The sequence below is a fragment of the Enterobacter sp. WCHEn090032 genome (genome assembly GCF_003986875.1).
In the GTDB taxonomy this organism is placed as follows: Bacteria; Pseudomonadota; Gammaproteobacteria; order Enterobacterales; family Enterobacteriaceae; genus Enterobacter; species Enterobacter sichuanensis.
This window is the reverse complement of the sequence record NZ_RXRN01000006.1, coordinates 21,806-39,529: the sequence shown is the minus strand read 5'-3', so window position 1 is coordinate 39,529 and position 17,724 is coordinate 21,806. Positions and strand designations below refer to the sequence as shown.

Genomic DNA, 17,724 nt, shown 5'->3' with positions numbered 1-17,724 from the left:
ACTGGTAATAGCTGGTGACTTCAGGTGAGCTGTGTCAGGGAAAACTGGTAAGCGAAGGGGCTTACTACAATAAAATTCAGAGAGAGTTGAGCGTAGCAACCGCCTCGTGAGTCCGCAATACGTTGCAGTAGCCAGTCTTCGACTTCACTCTGTCGCCAGCGGGAGCTGCGGCCCAGCTTAATTGGCTTCGGGAATAGACCATCTTTAATCAGCTTATAGAACCATTTATCCGTCAGCCCCGTTAGCTTCGTGATGAACCGCATATCCACCAGTTGGTCATCGATTAAAGAAATATGTTTTGTCATGATGCTGTCTTCCATTGTGGGATTATCCTGAGCTGGTGGTTGATCGCTCGTTACCACCAGCCCTTCCACATCAATGGATTGATACGTAAAAAAGTGCAGAACGTAAGTTACAATGTGCGAGGACGCCCCAGTCCACTGGGTGGCGGTACCTCACTGGCTCCATAGTGATAGTGACCGTGCTTTTGCTCTTCTTTGGCAAGGTAGCTGATGATGTAGCGCAGGTTATCGATGGCTTCGGTATCATCGTAGTTCACCGGCTTATCAATACTGACGTCATAAGTAGGTTTGTATTCGCAGCGGTTGTAATACCCTTCTCGTTGCGTGATTTTCCGCCATATTGTTCCGACTCTCTCAGCTATTGGGTAGGTAGCCTGATTAAGGTGCCTGTCGAGATAGAACACGATATGGGCATGGCAGCCGTGGTCTATAGAGTTCTCGAGTACCCAGAAATACCCTGCCAGATTTGTGTGTTGCACGGTGCGTTCAACCAGCATGCGCACCTCTTGCTCGGTTTCATTCCATGAATGACGTTTATAACGCTCTGTACCTTTCTGATAGAACAGGTCGAGTCTGAGTGCCTGTATTCGCGAGTATCGGTTCAGTAGCTGATTCAGGTGGTTATTGATCAGAGACAGTAGAAACCAGTTCATCGTGTATCTAGGGTTAAAAGGGTAAGGTGTGTGCATTGATTTATCCTTTGTCAGATGGAGTGCAAAGGATTGGGATGAGATGTAATTTTTAAGAGAAGCGGGGATACGGCAGATACAAGGAACTGTGTATCAAGGGGATGACAGGCAGGGTTAATGATTGGGGGAAGGAGCTGTGAACAGGGTGGTATAGAAACAGGGAGTACCCCTTAATTATACTAAAAACCCAAATGTTCATATCTGCTGTTGAACGATTCTAATGAGGTGAACAGAGGAGATTCATAGAGTAAAAACCACAGGAATAACGCATTAAAATGTCAGAGTATTATCACAATAAAATCAGCAAGATATTAGTTAAAAATCAGTCATTCTTCAGGTCTGTGACCCGACTCCACCAACCAAAAAGGTGCTAATGCTAATCTATTTTTGGGAGTCAGAAAGAAGCAGAGGGAAGAGACGATGTTGCATTACGATATGATCCGCTACGAGATAATGTACCTAAAAACGTTAAATAGGATTTTCAACACAGATCACTCGTTACTGTGCAGTACTTATGATACGCCGGATGATTTTCGACGCTTGATCTCTCAGATTCTTGAACGGCATTTTCATGGCGATCAGGACAGAATCAAAATTGCGCGGAAAACACTTAAAGAATGGGCTGACCTGCAACTGATTGATAAAGATTATTTTGATTGTTTCAAAGGTACACCTAGAGCATCGTGGTTTGCTCACCATTACATTTTTGAATACCCAGTAAAATCTGCAGGGTTGACGCTTGGTGGGTTGGGGAATGACGTCGGTTGTTCTAGTGATTTTAATTCTCTTTTAATGGGCGATAATATCTTCACCAATATTGATTTCTCTAATTTGAATATAGATTTGGACGATATTGATTGGGACTTGATAACAAATCCACAGTCTACTGCTTCGAAAAAACCGAAACGTGTTTTCTCCCGATTTTATCTGAACGCGGGAGCAAGTACCGATGTGTACAATCCCACTCCGGTAACTGAGCGTGAACTGATCAATGGTGTGATGAGGTACATTGATGAAGCTCCATGCTCACTTGGAGATAAGATCTCTTATTTCAGAAAACTGCATGAGCGTTGGCTTGAGCAATATGATTTTTTTCTGACAGATTTTGACTGGATTTCACGAGATGATGAAACTCAGTTAGTATATCTCTGGGATTATCTCAAAGGAAAAGGACGAATAGCGGGCTATCTTCGCCCTTATAATACGTCTATGCGTTATGACATGATTATTGCGGCTATAGATGTGTGGAACGTCCAACCTGAAGAGAAGCTGGAGTTTATTGAGAAGATGAAACATGCCTGGCAGTCATCAAAATCTTATCGGCGATCCGCTAAATAGCGTTGTGATCCCAGTGGTTTGTTGGTCTGATTTCTCAATGTTGTGATGAATCTGAGTAGACCTGGAGTCTTATATCTATCTCCCTCTTTGTCCCGTTACGTATAGAGCACATACTTGTGAAAGATTACCATGGCGAGGTATGGACGATTACCTGGCTATCGGCGCGTCTATCTCTGGTACCAAGCAAATAACCTGCTGGATCTGAAGGTCAGCAATGAGCGAGAAGCGGACATTAACGTTTGGTTAAGGGACGGGCTGTCGCCCGCCCCAGTGAGCGAAGCTTAATTTAGTCCGTGTGCAGCGCTTTGTTAGCCAAAACTGATGTGATTTTTAGTTAGATCTCTATATCTCTTATCGTTGTGTACTTTATGGAGAATCGTTTGGTTGGCGATCAAAAAATCTATAATTTCTTGAATTCTTTCGCTACGAGCATTGGCTCTTAACAAAGTCAAAACGCTTACCATATGTTGCTGGCAGTATTTGTTGTCTAAATTCACTCGCACTTCATTAGAGTGCATTGCTATAACTGTATTGATAATGTTTTGATCGCCAAGCATGCCAAAAAACTGATCATACAAAGGTCGTCCCGCCGGAGAAACACCAGTATTATATGGTATTCCTTTACCAACACGGCAAATCAAAACTGTTTTTATAAGCTTATGAACCCTCTCTAAAGGTATGTCATTTTCAGTCTTTAAATACGAAAGAATCTTCCGCATATGAGGGGGTTCATTATAAAAGTTATCCCAAGCATACCTAGCCTCTAAGAGATCGTCGGCATGGCCGTCCAGTGATATAATTCTAGAGTCTAATGATTGATAACGATTACCATCACAAAACGTAAAAAACTCAATACCTAAAGCATGTTTCTCGTTGTGAAGATTGTTCTTGTATCCGTCTAGCGTCACACCGAGCTTGTATTTTACGTTATCACTGCTTTTATTCCAGATATGCGGAGCAAAAAGAGCGATATTTTTTCTGACAACATTTCCTGTTGAGTCAGCTGTATATATGCCGAAAATACTATTGAGTAGATTGTCTGTATTCTGAAGCGACAGATCATTCAAAGGTCTTTCCATGCTATGAATTGTGGCTTCATCAAGAACATCAGTGGATCTTTTTAGATTCTCAAGGAATGATTTTATTTGTATGGCAGACGCGGACGGTTTGTCGTTCAAAATATCTTGAACGCATGTTTGGAGCCAGCCAAGAAGTTCAAAAGCATTTATGGAGTATGAATTTGGGTGCGAGGCACCAATGTCATTCCTCATAGTCAATATATGATTGAGCTTGGTGTAAACAACGTCAGATATTAATTCAAGTTTTCGGCAAGTATTAATAAGGGTGTTGTCTTTTAAACCAGAAAGATCTTCTTCGGTAGAATAAAGCTCTCTACGTCCTCCTCCAACTGCAGCATCAAAGAACATATCGAGGCCATAAACTACTACTTTTTCCCTTAAATTCAGTACAACTTCATTCCAAACATAATTTAACGATGCATCAAATAGTCCTATAGCCGCACCAGCAACGAACTTTGATAAATATCGAGCATCTCTTTTTACCTCAACAGGTAAAGAATCTATGAATGTGGGGAGGTTTTTTTCAATAATTTGGCGCTCAGGGAGAGAGGCAATTATATTTTCGGTCGGCAAACCAAGATAGGATAAATATCCTTCAAATTTTGTTGTATCTGTGGAAAGTACCCCTGTTCCAGGTTTTGCAATCAATTCTGAACTCATACTATTATTTCCTTATCTGGTTGAAGGCTAGAGAACAGCTAACGCTTTTAGCAGGGGCGCGACGTTAGGAGCGTCCCATACCTAAACTTGTTAAGGTATTTGTGACCAAACGCCACCAGTATTTGGGTTTAGAGCCAATACATACTTCATGCGAGTACAACCTATCACGAATCAAGCAGGAGTCATTCCTCCTGCACTTAGGGTTTGGACATTTCATGTTCCCTACCCATGGTGAATTCGATTCGTAATGTACGATCTTCATAAAGCCTTAACAATTTAATAGAAGGATTTTTTGCCCGCAAGTGGAACATTTTTCTACCTTCTTTCCTGATCTTTACTCACATCAAACTAACGCTGATATACCTCTATTTCAACAGGTTTTTCTGAAATCAATAAATTTGCGTCCGGCAAACTTTATACAGCCAGTACGCGAGTTGTTCTTGATTTACTTAAGCTGGAAACATGGCAATTATCCAGCGGCTTGTGCTAGTAAAAGAAGAAATTATCAGGCATTTACCACAACGCCCAATGCCCGCTTTTGGCACATAGCGGTCGGCTCGTTACAGAGCTAAATAAAAGATTAGTTGCGATGTGCCCTTAACAATGAGTGCCGCCTCGGAGATTGTCAGGCTGATTGCGCCAATTGTCGCTGCAGGACCTGTAGGCTCGTTCCCGCCCCTGCCCATGCAGCAGCCGAGCCGACCACATACAGGTTTTGCTTGGCGCGTGAGACGGCTACATTAATAATGTTTGGCGGGCTTGCCGCCCACTGACGGGCTCTTTGCTGACTCGCTTTCGGAGCACCCAGCAGCAGGATGACCGTGTCCGCCTCTCGGCCCTGGAAGGTGTGGATCGTGCCTACACGATCACGGCTCCACTCATTCCACTTTACTCCCAGCGCTTGTAGCAGATCGGTCTCACTGTCGAGACGCCGACGCATGTTCTGCTCGACGATCTTGAATGGTGTGATGATAAAGACGTCCGGATTTGTAATGCCCGATGCGGCCAGCTCTTTAAGCATTCGTACAACCGCATCACCCTCCTCGGGGCACCACTTCGTCTCAGCATTGCCATTGACGTCGAACCAGCGAGATCGCCCCAAAGCCGAGCCGATAGATCCTGGTCTTTTAGGCCCGACAGCATGGACCATCTGCCCGGCATAGGCGATGGAGTTAGAAACATCGAACATTGGGTTCTGGCAACGCCTGTGAACGAGGAGTGGCAGCCCGACTTCTCGATCACCTACATCCATGACGAAGGTGGATTTGAAGCGCGATGCCTGATCAGCAAGGGTCTGCGTAGATGCTGCGGGCGCAGACCATTCGCTCTGATCAATGTCGAAGAATTTGCAGATTTCGACGTTCAGCTTTTCAGGAAGTGAAACTACAGGTGGGATTTGCAACGGGTCACCTACCACGATGGAGCGCTTTGCCCGCATGATAGCTCCAACTGCTGCCTGAGGAACGGCCTGGCCCGCTTCATCTACCAGAAGCCAGCCAATGCTCTCTGGTGGCAGATCCCCGAACATCGTCCGAACAGAGGCGAATGTCGTGGACACGGTCGGCACCACCATGAAAAGGCTTGACCAAAGGTCGGGGAGAAGTTCACGGTGAGCGGAAGACTGGAAGGCACCAGCCACCATGCCCGACATCAATAGCCCAAGGTTGTGTTGCAAGCGGCTGGCCGAAGCATCGATGAACGTTTTATGCACAGTCAGGGCAGCGGCGAATAGATCCTCCCGCAGGCGATGAACCTCATCGGGAAGCCATGGCGCAGTCAGGTGGATAGCCTCGTGCTCGCGCTCGAAGAATCTCTCATCAACGACCCTGTCTCCCATGCGGTTTCGTGCCTCTGCCTCGGTTGCTTTCAATTTCGAGACAGCCTGACACTTGCTGGAAATTTCCTGGTCGAGTTGCTGTAACTGGGACTCAGTATTGCTCCACTCAGCCCTTGCAAGCTCCAGGGCACCGTCTGTCTCCAGCGCCCGTAAGACTGATTGCTGCAAGGTCGCCGAGAGCATCTGCAGTGTCGATCTCCACGACTTCCAGGCCGCAGTCGCGAACAAACGGGAGAAGAAACCTGGACGGCCAGCAAGATGGCTGTCGAGCATGATCTTATCCTGCTCGATCTGCGATTTTGCCTTCTCATGCTCCCGTTGGCAGGATTCAGCAATCTGGTGTGCCTCTTCTACGGCTTCATTCAGACTCGGTCGACGCTCTTCAGCCCTTTGAAGTTCGGTGATCGCTCCCTTGAGCGCCTGGATATCCCGTCGCATCTCTTCGATGCTGGCGATTTCGGCGTCTACCGTTGCCTTGAGTTTAAGAAATGCGGTTCGCGCTTTCAGCCAGGCCGCAGCAGCATCCGCTTCGTTGGTGCTGGGCCGCTCATTGACAACCACGCTGGGCATTACGCGATCGATGATTTCGCCTGTTCGTTCGTCCTTGATCTCACGCATGACATTTATGCCGCGAGCTGCTTTCAGGTAGGTAAGGAAACCACCGTCTTCATTCCACCAGAAACCTTGCTGGAACGCGCCTCGGTTGCTGCTCTTGCCGAGAGCAGCGGCGATCAGCCCCCAGGTTTCGACTGGGTCGGAGGGGATGTCCCCCTCGGCTTCGAAATAGCCGACGCGTTTGGGGTTCGCAATCAGGTCGCTGATGGACCGAAAATAGGCGATTTGTTCATGACGACCATTGGCTTCCTTGAGAGGAAGCTCTTTACTAACGTTCTCGACCGCTTTGTTATTGGAGGACGCTACAACGATCTCATGGCCCTTTAAGGATGCATGTAACTTGTAGAAGTGCAGGAATGCATTGGAGCCGAATGCCAGCTTCTCGCCTGTTGTGGAAAAGGCATCCTGCGGTTTATTGAAGCCGCACATCGCCGTGGCCCGATCAAGAATGCACCCGACGACAATATCTCGCAGAAGAGTGGTCTTTCCGGTTCCCGGAGGCCCATTGACGCCGATGATACCTGGAGCATCATTCAGCTCAGCACGCGCCGCATTCACGGCAGCCTGTTGAAGCAGTACCAGTGGATGGCCGCCTTTCGAAGGCCAACGAGCCTGCGGCATGAGCGAGGGTGCGAGGAATGGCTCAACTGCGGAAATGGGCGATAGCACGTCGATTTTCTGTTCAGGACTGCCAATTCCCATGTAGCGGCGCAAACCGGCTCCGGCTTTGCCCGTCTCGAGCAATTTGGTTGCTTCACCGAGATCTTCAAGATAGAAGGAATTCAGTAACGAAGGTTCAGGCGGCGCCTTGGCCTTGAAATGATGAAACACCTTAATCGCGAATGTGGGTGGCTCAACCAAATGTTCGGGTACACCGAACTGAGACACAAGCCATCTATAAGCGTTAAGAACGACATCCAAATCGATCGGTATGGGTTCTCCATCCTCGTTGTGGCGGCGAACCATTCGATCCAGATGCTCGATAATGCGCGGCTCAACATTCGGCCAATTCCCTAAGCTCCCAAGCTTCAGGTCGAGAGCCGGCTTGAGTGCCCAGGCAAAACTGGAAACGGCAACGCCTTTGTCCTCAAGCACATAACCTTCTTTGTCGATCAGGATCGAGCCGATGGCCGCCTTCTTACCGTCCGGGCGTGAACGCTCCTCATCCTCGCCAAAAACCTTGACCAGCTCGTCCGTCGCCTTGTCGAGAGCTATGGAGCCGAGGACGACCTCGAAATAAAGCTTATGGCTGGGCTTGCTGCGGGCATTTGGTCCCCATGGTACACCTCGCTCCAATAGGGCAACCCTAGAGCGGTCGCCGGTTGCCATATCCTCTGGGCGTTTATAACCTTGAGGCGACAGTGCTTCGAGGGCTGTCCATGCTGCCAGTATTGCTCGCGCATCATTCGACTTACCTGTCGGAGAGAAAGATGGGAGTGGACCTAGGTCGATCTGGTCTTCGCCGAATTGCTGTTGCATGACAGGAGCTGGATTAGCCTTGGGTTGCTGTTGCACTACCGCTGCAGGCTCATCACGGGGCGGAACTTGGGAGGATTGTGTGGACGACGAGCCAGGATGACGCGCTGATGGACTGGAATCCGACATTGAGATCACGCAGTGACCACTAAGTACAGTTCGGGCTTGCTCGATTTTAGTCCTCAACGTTCGGGCCTTGGCAGTATTGCGGAAGGTCAGTTCGTTCAACAGCCGTTCAAGTTCACTAGCATTGTTCCGTGACCGCTCGAAAATTTCCTCCAGATCGAAGATTGATTTTTGCGCATACTGCCTTGTAGTCATTTTTTCTGCAACTCCAGACCCCATCAGTTGAGAGATTTTATGCTAATTAGCATGATTTCTAAAACGGTAAACTTCCGCTCCTTGCACGGAGCAGACCTAAAGCAAGTCCGTTAGGTCCGCTGTGAGCGAAGAGCGGACCCAACTCAATATAATTTGTTAAAATTTTCGAGTTGATCACTAGTATCTTTCATGAAACCCAACTTCCTGATATTCTCGTAAAAAAGAATTCTTAACTTGTGTGAATGTAGATAATAGCAGGAACTAAAGCTTAATAACTTAGGAAGCTTGATATGTCTGGTAGCCACAATGATAGTAACATTAGTGCACACTCTGGAAATGCGCAGAACAAAGCTGAAGTTGTTAAAGCATCTTTAAACATAGGCAGTGCGCTATTGGTCGCAATAATCGCAGCTTTAGGGGGAATGGCCGGCTCATATCTCACGGGTTCAAAGTTAGTTGAAAGTACAAGAGTCCCAGCACTCATCAATGCCAGAACGATTTGTACTACTGCTGTTAACGAAGATGAATACAAATTTCGTGAAAAAGCCTCTGATTTTTTGGCTGCGGTAGCTGCATTTGATGCTGATAAATCTCTTTTATATAAAGCTAATCATAATCAACTTTACCAACCAGCGAAATCAGCCATAACTAAAGCAATGTCGATAAGTTCTTATTCTTCTGAACGTCTATCAGTACTGGCAGTAAATATTGCATCATCTATAAAACAACTTGCAATTTCTGATATGGATTATGTTATTTCAGATAGTGGCGCTTATAAAAAACTATCTTCCTCAATGGAGGAATGGCCAGAGGCATATAATGAATATATGAAAACCTTCGATGTAAAACGTGCTTCTTGCAACTCCGATGCTATAAGCTATAAATCAGAAAAATAAGGAATGAAATGACTTCAAGACAGTTGGCCAACTTCTAAAGAATCAGCATTACAGAATGCTGATATCATCTGCTTCAGGCATGAAGCAGACATCGTTCAATCCTATATTGCACAAGGTCCTTTGCGTGTTAATCTAAAATTCCAAATTATTTCAGACAGATATTATCTCAGTGAATCCCCGCCTTCCTGACTGGATCGCGGGATTTTTAATTTTTCACGCTGAGACTACTGTATGAATAAACCTGATGGCCTTCAGGCCCTTGAACAACCGCTCGCGTCGCTTCCTCACACGCTTCGTCAGCTTATTCTTGAACATATCCAGAACCTGACCCACTACGAGCCGTTGATTGGCATCAGGGGCAAAAGTGGTGCTGGTAAATCCTCTCTTTGCAACGAGCTTTTCCGGGGCGAGGTGTCGCCGGTATGTGACGTGAACGCCTGTACTCGCGACGTACTGCGCTTCCGATTGCGCAGCGGTCGTCACAGTCTGTTGATTGTCGATTTACCGGGGGTAGGTGAAAACGGACTACGGGATCAAGAATACCGTGCTCTGTACTGTCGTATGCTGCCGGAGCTGGACCTGGTGCTGTGGGTCATTAAAGCCGATGATCGGGCACTAACCGTGGACGAGCAGTTCTGGCACGGTGTGATGCAACCTTACAGGCAAAAGGTACTGTTTGTGATTAACCAGGCTGACAAAATCGAACCCTGTCATGAATGGGATACCCTCACCAGCAAGCCTTCACTGCACCAACTGGGAAATCTTAAAGCGAAGCAGGCTGCGATTATGGCGATGTTTAAACCGCATCATCCGGTCTGTGTGGTGTCAGCCCGCACTGGATGGTGCATAGAGGAGATGGTGGCAGCCATGATGCGCTGTCTGCCTGACCGCGCCACCAGCCCGGTGGTGACACAACTGCAAGGGAGACTCTGCACAGAGCCGGTAAAGTCGCAGGCCCGTGACAGTTTCGGTGAAGCTGTGGGCCGGGTTTTCGATACCGCAGAATCATCTTCGTTCCTGTCTTCATCGCTGAAAACGGCGATTCGTAGCGTGCGTGATGCGGTGGTGTCGGTCGCAAGGGCCATCTGGAACTGGATATTCTTCTGATATCGCAATTTTCTCTGCGAATGATGAACTGGTTGTTAATGATTTGTTGATTGTGGTCACGTCCTTTCCACTGCGTTTTATCATCAATTAAATCAGGCGAAGCATCATTATCTGTCAGACGAGCGCCCACAAGGCTGGACTGCTCATAAAAAATAGTTCCGATGTTGTCCATACCCTGTCCACTCCTTCCTTTAAAGTAATCATTATTAATTCAGAGAGTTAACTTCTCAGGAGAAATCTTTCATGACGCTTCAGGAGCGGCGACATGACCGGCTTGCCGTCAGGTTGTCGTTGATTATCAGCCGCCTGGTGTCCGGTGAAACTCTGTTTATTCGCAAACTGGCAACTGAATTCGGGGTGTCAGAGCGCACGTTACGTCGTGACTTTCGGGAACGTCTGATGTATCTCGACCTGGATTACTACCAGGGGCAGTGCAGTCTGCGCTCAGATATTCACAGTACGCGGCAGGAAATAGATATTCTGACCTTTGCTCACCGCACGGGGCTGGCCGGGGTTTTCCCGGGCTTTGACCGGCGACTGGTCAGCAGCCTGCTGGACTGTGATGATCGACCCTGTCTGGTATGGTATCAGGACAGACCTCATCCCCCGGCAGGAAAGCTCTCCTTCTACAGGCTGGTCAAAGCTATTTCGGGATGTCAGCGTATCACCGTTCTGACTGAAGGGGAGCGTCATGAGGCCGTTGCACCTTACCGACTAATCGCTCTGGACGGTTACTGATATCTGGTCGCTGAACATCATGGGCAATTACGTGTCTTCCGGCTGGATGAGATTCATCTGGTAAGGCCATCCCGGGAAACATTTATTCGCAGTGAGCTTCTCCATCAGCTGTCGGAGGACAAACATTTTATCTCAGCCTTACCTCATTTCCGTTTTATTCAACAGTCGCTGAATTCATTTTCTCCATCAGAAAGTCGGGGCAATCCGGACAAACTGATTAGAGATGGTCTCCACAATTGAATGTAAGGTTAATCTAATGAAAAAATTGAAATTATTGTCTTTACTGCCAGTCATGTTTTTTCCCTTACTTATCGCAGGTAATGCTCACGCAGCACGTCCTTATAGCGGGTTCCTGCCTGCGGCAGTGAATAATAAAAGTGGGAATATATTCTGGTGTGATGCCCACCGACAGGTCAGTAAACTGTGTACAGCGACGGAAGTGGATTCAATGGGATGGTTTATTGTTGTTCGCTCGAAACCTTCCAGAGATTGTCCGGGGGGAATATGGGGGTGGATCACTCCCAGTAAAGACGATGTGGCAACAGGGTATACCATTACGCCAGGTAAAGAATTCAATCTCACCATGAAGGATATGTGCAGTCCCGATATGAAAGTAACGTTCCGCCCGAATAAAAAGGACCCTCGTTATGACGATCTTGTCGGGATTTATGCCGGGAAAGAAGCGTTTCGCTACAAACAAATAAAATAATCCAACTGTTTTTTCATTACTTTATTGTTTTAAACAACAAAAGCTTTATTACATGATTTGAGGACAACATTATGCGACTGCCTTACGTAATATTTACATTAGCTATGCTGGCTTCTGTATCAACAGCACAGGCTATTCCCAATATGTGGACGAGTGGTTTTGGGATGGGCGTGACCGAATATATCATTACCAGCCCGGAGAAGGTGGTGTTTAATCTGAACTGTACTGGCAATCCGGATGCGCAGAATATTCTGCAACACGGTGTTGATCTCACTCTGCCTGATGGAACATCAGTAAGTTCTCATGACGACGGGACGGAAATAACGGTCGTCATTGATAACAGTCAGTTCTCATTACCTTCATCCCTCGGCTGGAGGAATGGCGATAATGCCTGGGTGTCATTTATTGACGCACTGGGGCAGGCAGCAAATTTCGATGTTTATGTCAGCGATAAAAAAGTAGGCACTTTCAGTCCGGGTCTGAAGAATACGCAAAAAGAGCTGTCTGACCTCAGTGAATGCCGGACCACACACTACAGCGATTAGTCACTTACATTTCAGACCTCTCCACCCCACAACATACCAACACCAAATAGCAACAGGCCATGCTCCTTCGGGAACATGGCCTTTTTGTTTTTAATTCATTATCAGATAAGGAGTTAGCTATGCGATTAGCCAGCCGCTTTGGTCGTATAAACCAGATACGCCGTGACCGGCCTCTGACCCGTGAAGAGCTGATGAGTCATGTACCCAGCGTGTTCGGGAGTGACAAACATGAATCTCGTTCAGACCGTTACACCTACATCCCGACCATCACCATCCTCGAAAGCCTGCAGCGTGAAGGCTTTGAGCCGTTCTTTGCCTGCCAGACGAAGGTTCGTGACCAGAGCAAGCGGGAACACACCAAACACATGCTTCGCCTGCGTCGTGCCGGTCAACTTACCGGGCATCAGGTACCGGAAATCATTCTGGTTAACAGCCACGACGGCTCATCAAGCTACCAGATGCTGCCTGGGCTGTTTCGTGGCGTCTGTACCAACGGTCTGGTCTGCGGTCAGTCGTTCGGAGAGGTACGGGTGCCACATAAAGGCAATGTCGTTGAGAAGGTAATTGAAGGGGCTTACGAAGTGCTCGGGGTGTTTGACCGGGTGGAGGAGAAGCGCGATGCAATGCAGTCACTGGCGCTGCCAGCCCCGGCTCGTCACGCGCTGGCAAATGCCGCGCTGAAGTATCGCTTTGGTGAAGACCACCAGCCGGTCACGGTATCGCAGTTGCTGACTCCGCGTCGCCGGGAGGACTACAGCGATGACCTGTGGACTGTCTACCAGCGCGTGCAGGAGAACCTGATGAAAGGTGGTCTGTCAGGGCGAACCGCACAGGGAAAAAGTAATCGCACCCGTGCTGTTACCGGTATTGACGGCGATGTGAAGCTCAACCGCGCCCTGTGGGTTATGGCAGAAAACATGCTCGAGTTTTTCGGGCGTTAAACAACAGTTCCTGCATAAGGAGATAATTTAATGGATACACAAAATCATCAGTTCGCTGAGCTGACAGCAATTACCGCCTCAGTGGTCCCTGACGAGTTACGCATAGGCTTCTGGCCACAGCACTTTGGTACCATCCCACAATGGATAATCCTTGAGCCCCAAATCTTTGCCTGGATGGACCGGCTGTGTACCGATTATCACGGCGGTAACTGGAATTTTTCGACGCTCAGTAACGGTGGCGCTTTTATGGCTCCCGAGTCAGAGCAAGATAAAAAGTGGACAATGTTCAACAGCATGAACGGCAACGGCGCGGAACTTACTGGCGAAGCGGCTGGGATAGTCTCCTGCCTGATGGCATACAGCCACCATGCCTGTCGTACCGAGTGTGACGCGATGACTGAGCAATATTATCGCTTACGAGACTTCGCGTTGAACCATCCAGAGTGCAGCGCCATTATGCATCTAATCGACTGAGGAATACCTGACATGAATACCGCATTATCCCCGGTGTCAATACAATCTGAACTTTTCCAACTGACGGTTATGGCCCGGCATGGTTGCCTGCTCCCCACGACCTCCGGATTGACACCTTATGCCCAACGGACCATCCGCCGCGCTATCAACCTGCTGGATAAATATCTTCGTCAGCCTGGCATATCCTTTACTTCAAGTACGGCAGCCCGTGACTGGCTTCGGTTAAAGCTGGCAGGACAAGAACGGGAAGTGTTTATGGTGCTCTATCTCGATAACCAGCACCGTTTACTGGAGAGTGAAACGCTATTTGCCGGTTCGATTAACCATGTCCAGGTCCATCCTCGAGAGGTTGTGAAGTCAGCGCTTCGCTTCAATGCTGCAGCCGTTGTGTTGGCGCATAACCATCCATCAGGTGACCCGGAGCCCAGCCAATGTGACCGCAACATTACGGGCAGGCTTAAAGAAGCGCTGGCACTGGTTGATGTGAAAACTCTCGATCATCTGGTTATCGGATCAGATGGAATTGTGTCGTTTGCAGAGCGAGGCTGGATATGAGGGTACTTCAATGAAATCTACTGACTCAGAGAACGATTCATTTCTCCAGTGGGGGCTGAATCGTAATGTGACGCCTTGCTTTGGCGCTCGTCTGGTACAGGAGGGAAACCGACTGCACTATATGGCTGACCGAGCCAGCATTACCGGTAAATTCAGTAACGCAGAATATTTGAAGTTGGTTGAAATATTCCCGCATTTTATCAGCCAGATGGAATCGATGCTGACCACTGGTGAAATAAATCCTCGCCATGCCCACTGCGTCACCCTGTACCACAACGGTTTTACCTGCGAAGCCGATACGCTTGGCAGTTGCGGCTACGTATACATCGCCGTTTACCCCACTCAACGTTAACTACTTTCACAAGAGTAAACATGAAAACTCTACCTGCAACAACTCAGCGGGCTGCGAAACTCTATCTGTCGCCCGTGGCTGTCTGGCAAATGCTGCTTGCACGCCTGCTAGAACAACATCATGGCCTGATTCTAAACGATACACCTTTCAGCGATGAGGCGGTAATTCAGGAACACATCAATGCTGGTATCAACCTAGCTGATGCAGTGAACTTTCTGATGGAAAAGTACGAGCTGGTCCGTATTGATCGCAGGGGATTCAACTGGCAAGAACAGTCCCCATATCTGCGGGCAGTCGATATTCTGCGGGCGCGACAGGCAACTGGTTTATTGCGCCGAAGCCGTAAAAATGCTGTACGTTAAACAACATCTTTTTTATTACCTCCTTGATTATTGATTTCATAATGCACCTGCCGATAACGACCGGTGCATTTTCTTTTTTGCGTGTAAAAATCCTAAGATAAGAAATTGAAGTTTTTATCGGTAGTGATGGGATATTTTTTATCAATGTCGACTATATCCTTCGAATAATGGTCTGTTATGGCATGATTCAAGTCAGTAATATTTTACAAGTTGATTTTGAAAGGCTCGTTTAACATGAGCCAATTGTGCTTCCCATCCCATGAAATGAATTTCGAATGTAAGTGAAACAACCTCATCAAAATCCTTCCCGAGATTGTTGGAGCGTTTTACTGACTCTCTACACATTGAATCGTAAACCTTTATCAAGGTAGGGCATGAAAGATAATCCCTGAAACGACTTTGTGCCTCTTCGAGACTTTGCCAAAGTGGGATGCCATACTGATGTTTGTCATAAGGTGCTGCTACCATAAAACGCACCTCACGATCTCGAAGATAATGCAACAGAAGCGCTGAATCGATAATAGGTACATCATTCAGAGGAAAACCCGCATGAAATTGACCATTGATAATTACTAGTGGGACAACCTCAACGTCTTCTGTACCAGATAAGTGGGGGTAATAATCTCTACAAAAATGCTCAAGATGATCTTTAACAAAGGCTGCTTTTCTAATGGCCTGCTTGGTTTTATGCACCAGCCCGTTAGAATCGAAAAGTTCATTGTCATAATCAAGTGGCGTGATAGATGTTTTACGGCTACGAGCTTCTACAACAATAAGTAAGTTTCCAAAAGAGAAGGTCAGGTCTATTTCTTCCTTATGTCCATGATAGTTTGGTTCAATTGCAGAGGTATAGCGCAAATGCTCCTTCATCACCGAGTTTCCATTTCGGCACTCTTCCAATACTCTAATCAAATCCTTCTCAAATAGTTTTCCACGGCGAGTATCATTGGGATCTATTTTAGTCATCCAACAATCTATATTGCGGGTTAGGCTAGCTGTAAGAAAAGCACTGATCGGGAAAACATAATTATCCTCTACAGACACCAGAGGCTGCACCCATAAATCCTCCTGCGGCGACTTTCCTCTCCAGGTCAATAAATCTAGGGCATCGATGATCTCAGTTTCACTATATTCACAGCACTGTATTAGTGCAGCAATAAGATTAGAATGTTCAAATTGAGGTGCAAGATGAACTAGTTTTGACCAGTCGTTGATTTCCTCGTTTGTGTGCAGATGTTCATCAATCTGAACAGCCAGCACAGATAGATGAACCCATATATCTAAAACACTTTGTAATTTACGTTCAATACAAGGGGAGGATTTGCGTTTTAATAGTGATTTGAGGTGGTCGTCAAGCTGAATTAAAGCCGATAAAGGCTGATATCTGGCAATCATTTGCGAGCGTTGAGATAATGTTCGCCACGGTGCTGGGCTCAACGCTTTACCTGGCTCATAATGTAGATAATTTGACCAAGGATTGATATTCTGAAATTTATCCATTACGGTACGAGCTTCAGTTATTGAAGTGGCTAAAAAATGATCTCGACGGTATTCTGCAATTGTTTTCATGCGGTGATAGTCAGAATGACATTGCATGAAAAAGACTCGCTTCTGCTGGAAAGTGAATACTGCACGACCATAGAGCAAGTCTTGCCACAGTGATGAAAAATTATGGAAGTGCTGAGACAGCCTCATTTCTGCGAGATAAAAATCAAGTTTTGATAACTTGTTCGGGCGATCATCAGGAAAGAGTATATGCATACGGTCCTTATATTTAAATAGCTCGAACAATGGACCTCTTAGGCTGTCAAGCCTATGCATATTTACACTGTTGACACTTACCGGATCGCTTTTTCCTACCTTCGAAGTTTTTGAGATAATAAACTGCTCTATAGCTGTATTGCTTGTATCTTCAAAAATCTCTTTTTGTTCGTCGCATACCTGCCAAAATGCATAATTAGCACTGGCGATATGTGCCCTGATCATTTCATGATATTCAGGTCTGCAGCCCTTTAAAAAACAAATTTGCTTTCGAGTATTATTCACACTATGAAAATTATTATTGAGCCACGTAGCACCTGAAATGTATGCTGAAGCCTCTGCAGTTAGCGGACCTATTTGGTCCATGAATTTAATCCAGTATTCTTGATTGAATTTATTCAGCTGGGCTGGATGCGGTAATTTTTTATCTCTTGCCGCTTTGATAAGGGGGTGTATGGGTTGCATGTTTCCTCTCTGTACGGAACGTATACCAATTGACACTATAACTCTTTTGACGTCTCAATATGAACTGTATATGACAAAGAAAACATGAGGTTATGATCACAATGTTGGTAAGGCTCTATGGTGTAATAAAGACATTTGCATACTTGTCCTCGATTAATTCATAGCAGATGCTCAAAGATTACCTGTTTGATGAGGACCTTTTAGTCGTGCATTTACTTGGGAAAGTATTAGTGATTTTCGAGGATAAGCCTCTGACTTTCTGAATCTTGCTTTGACTGCCATATCGGTGTTCTACTGGTATGGCTTTATACCCACTTGCAATGTCTATTTTTTGTACGGATTTTAACTTGTGGGTACAAGTGCGGGTACAACCATTTATTCCCGATTTTAAACTACATTGATATCAGTCTATTGGGTGTGAAATTCGAGTCCGGCCTTCGCACCAAGTCACTAAATTTCTTATAAATCAATGAGTTAGTGTGAAAAACCCATCTCATTTGCA

General features: G+C 46.7%; 14 protein-coding genes and 2 pseudogenes. 11 read left to right on the top strand and 5 right to left on the bottom strand.

Annotated elements, in window-relative coordinates:
• Window positions 1-104: 104 nt before the first annotated feature.
• Window positions 105-305, bottom strand: a pseudogene (locus tag EKN83_RS06655) (helix-turn-helix transcriptional regulator); the annotation flags it as partial.
• A 107-nt stretch (window positions 306-412) separates the two neighbouring features.
• A complete protein-coding gene (locus EKN83_RS06650) occupies window positions 413-991 on the bottom strand; it encodes an inovirus-type Gp2 protein (protein ID WP_045345939.1) in 579 nt (192 codons plus the stop codon).
• 420 nt (window positions 992-1,411) lie between these two features.
• Between EKN83_RS06650 and EKN83_RS06645 the strand changes: the two genes are divergently transcribed.
• A complete protein-coding gene (locus tag EKN83_RS06645) occupies window positions 1,412-2,329 on the top strand; it encodes a hypothetical protein (protein WP_126800550.1) in 918 nt (305 codons plus the stop codon).
• Window positions 2,330-2,637: 308 nt separating this feature from the next.
• On the opposite strand, the gene EKN83_RS06640 is transcribed toward EKN83_RS06645, so the two are convergent.
• Both EKN83_RS06640 and EKN83_RS06630 read right to left on the bottom strand, forming a co-directional pair.
• Complete coding sequence (locus EKN83_RS06640) at window positions 2,638-4,068, bottom strand: hypothetical protein (RefSeq protein ID WP_032185964.1); 1,431 nt, start codon at window positions 4,066-4,068, stop codon at window positions 2,638-2,640.
• 625 nt (window positions 4,069-4,693) lie between these two features.
• Window positions 4,694-8,317: a DEAD/DEAH box helicase gene (locus EKN83_RS06630; protein WP_126800549.1), complete on the bottom strand. Its 3,624-nt coding sequence runs from the start codon at window positions 8,315-8,317 to the stop codon at window positions 4,694-4,696.
• Between the two features lie 290 nt (window positions 8,318-8,607).
• Here EKN83_RS06630 and EKN83_RS06625 point away from each other — a divergent pair, with 290 nt between their 5' ends.
• The 10 genes and pseudogenes from EKN83_RS06625 (at window position 8,608) to EKN83_RS06580 (ending at window position 14,996) form a co-directional block, all read left to right on the top strand.
• Window positions 8,608-9,213 carry a hypothetical protein gene (locus tag EKN83_RS06625; protein ID WP_124982910.1) on the top strand — a complete coding sequence of 202 codons (606 nt, stop codon included), beginning with the start codon at window positions 8,608-8,610 and terminating at the stop codon, window positions 9,211-9,213.
• A gap of 231 nt (window positions 9,214-9,444) precedes the next feature.
• Window positions 9,445-10,320: a GTPase family protein gene (locus tag EKN83_RS06620; RefSeq protein WP_126800548.1), complete on the top strand. Its 876-nt coding sequence runs from the start codon at window positions 9,445-9,447 to the stop codon at window positions 10,318-10,320.
• Between the two features lie 243 nt (window positions 10,321-10,563).
• Window positions 10,564-11,279: pseudogene (locus EKN83_RS06615) on the top strand (helix-turn-helix transcriptional regulator).
• Window positions 11,280-11,314: 35 nt separating this feature from the next.
• Window positions 11,315-11,767, top strand: coding sequence for a hypothetical protein (locus tag EKN83_RS06610; protein WP_026094405.1), 453 nt, complete (start codon window positions 11,315-11,317; stop codon window positions 11,765-11,767).
• 71 nt (window positions 11,768-11,838) lie between these two features.
• Window positions 11,839-12,312 carry a hypothetical protein gene (locus EKN83_RS06605; RefSeq protein WP_060175535.1) on the top strand — a complete coding sequence of 158 codons (474 nt, stop codon included), beginning with the start codon at window positions 11,839-11,841 and terminating at the stop codon, window positions 12,310-12,312.
• 119 nt (window positions 12,313-12,431) lie between these two features.
• Window positions 12,432-13,253 carry a DUF932 domain-containing protein gene (locus EKN83_RS06600; RefSeq protein ID WP_126800547.1) on the top strand — a complete coding sequence of 274 codons (822 nt, stop codon included), beginning with the start codon at window positions 12,432-12,434 and terminating at the stop codon, window positions 13,251-13,253.
• A gap of 30 nt (window positions 13,254-13,283) precedes the next feature.
• Complete coding sequence (locus tag EKN83_RS06595) at window positions 13,284-13,727, top strand: antirestriction protein (protein WP_126800546.1); 444 nt, start codon at window positions 13,284-13,286, stop codon at window positions 13,725-13,727.
• A gap of 12 nt (window positions 13,728-13,739) precedes the next feature.
• Window positions 13,740-14,282 (top strand): RadC family protein, encoded by a 543-nt coding sequence (gene radC / locus EKN83_RS06590; RefSeq protein WP_126800545.1) that lies wholly within the window; start codon window positions 13,740-13,742, stop codon window positions 14,280-14,282.
• Window positions 14,283-14,292: 10 nt separating this feature from the next.
• Window positions 14,293-14,634, top strand: coding sequence for a type IV toxin-antitoxin system YeeU family antitoxin (locus EKN83_RS06585; RefSeq protein ID WP_126800544.1), 342 nt, complete (start codon window positions 14,293-14,295; stop codon window positions 14,632-14,634).
• Window positions 14,635-14,654: 20 nt separating this feature from the next.
• Complete coding sequence (locus EKN83_RS06580; protein WP_126800543.1) at window positions 14,655-14,996, top strand: TA system toxin CbtA family protein; 342 nt, start codon at window positions 14,655-14,657, stop codon at window positions 14,994-14,996.
• A gap of 192 nt (window positions 14,997-15,188) precedes the next feature.
• Here EKN83_RS06580 and EKN83_RS06575 read toward each other — a convergent pair whose 3' ends face one another.
• A complete protein-coding gene (locus EKN83_RS06575; protein WP_126800542.1) occupies window positions 15,189-17,222 on the bottom strand; it encodes a hypothetical protein in 2,034 nt (677 codons plus the stop codon).
• Window positions 17,223-17,724: the final 502 nt, after the last annotated feature.

Coding starts and splice junctions, on each gene's coding strand:
- EKN83_RS06650 (WP_045345939.1), bottom strand. CDS start 991: ATGCACACACCTTACCCTTTTAACCCTAGATACACGATGAACTGGTTT.
- EKN83_RS06645 (WP_126800550.1), top strand. CDS start 1,412: ATGTTGCATTACGATATGATCCGCTACGAGATAATGTACCTAAAAACG.
- EKN83_RS06640 (WP_032185964.1), bottom strand. CDS start 4,068: ATGAGTTCAGAATTGATTGCAAAACCTGGAACAGGGGTACTTTCCACA.
- EKN83_RS06630 (WP_126800549.1), bottom strand. CDS start 8,317: ATGACTACAAGGCAGTATGCGCAAAAATCAATCTTCGATCTGGAGGAA.
- EKN83_RS06625 (WP_124982910.1), top strand. CDS start 8,608: ATGTCTGGTAGCCACAATGATAGTAACATTAGTGCACACTCTGGAAAT.
- EKN83_RS06620 (WP_126800548.1), top strand. CDS start 9,445: ATGAATAAACCTGATGGCCTTCAGGCCCTTGAACAACCGCTCGCGTCG.
- EKN83_RS06610 (WP_026094405.1), top strand. CDS start 11,315: ATGAAAAAATTGAAATTATTGTCTTTACTGCCAGTCATGTTTTTTCCC.
- EKN83_RS06605 (WP_060175535.1), top strand. CDS start 11,839: ATGCGACTGCCTTACGTAATATTTACATTAGCTATGCTGGCTTCTGTA.
- EKN83_RS06600 (WP_126800547.1), top strand. CDS start 12,432: ATGCGATTAGCCAGCCGCTTTGGTCGTATAAACCAGATACGCCGTGAC.
- EKN83_RS06595 (WP_126800546.1), top strand. CDS start 13,284: ATGGATACACAAAATCATCAGTTCGCTGAGCTGACAGCAATTACCGCC.
- radC (WP_126800545.1), top strand. CDS start 13,740: ATGAATACCGCATTATCCCCGGTGTCAATACAATCTGAACTTTTCCAA.
- EKN83_RS06585 (WP_126800544.1), top strand. CDS start 14,293: ATGAAATCTACTGACTCAGAGAACGATTCATTTCTCCAGTGGGGGCTG.
- EKN83_RS06580 (WP_126800543.1), top strand. CDS start 14,655: ATGAAAACTCTACCTGCAACAACTCAGCGGGCTGCGAAACTCTATCTG.
- EKN83_RS06575 (WP_126800542.1), bottom strand. CDS start 17,222: ATGCAACCCATACACCCCCTTATCAAAGCGGCAAGAGATAAAAAATTA.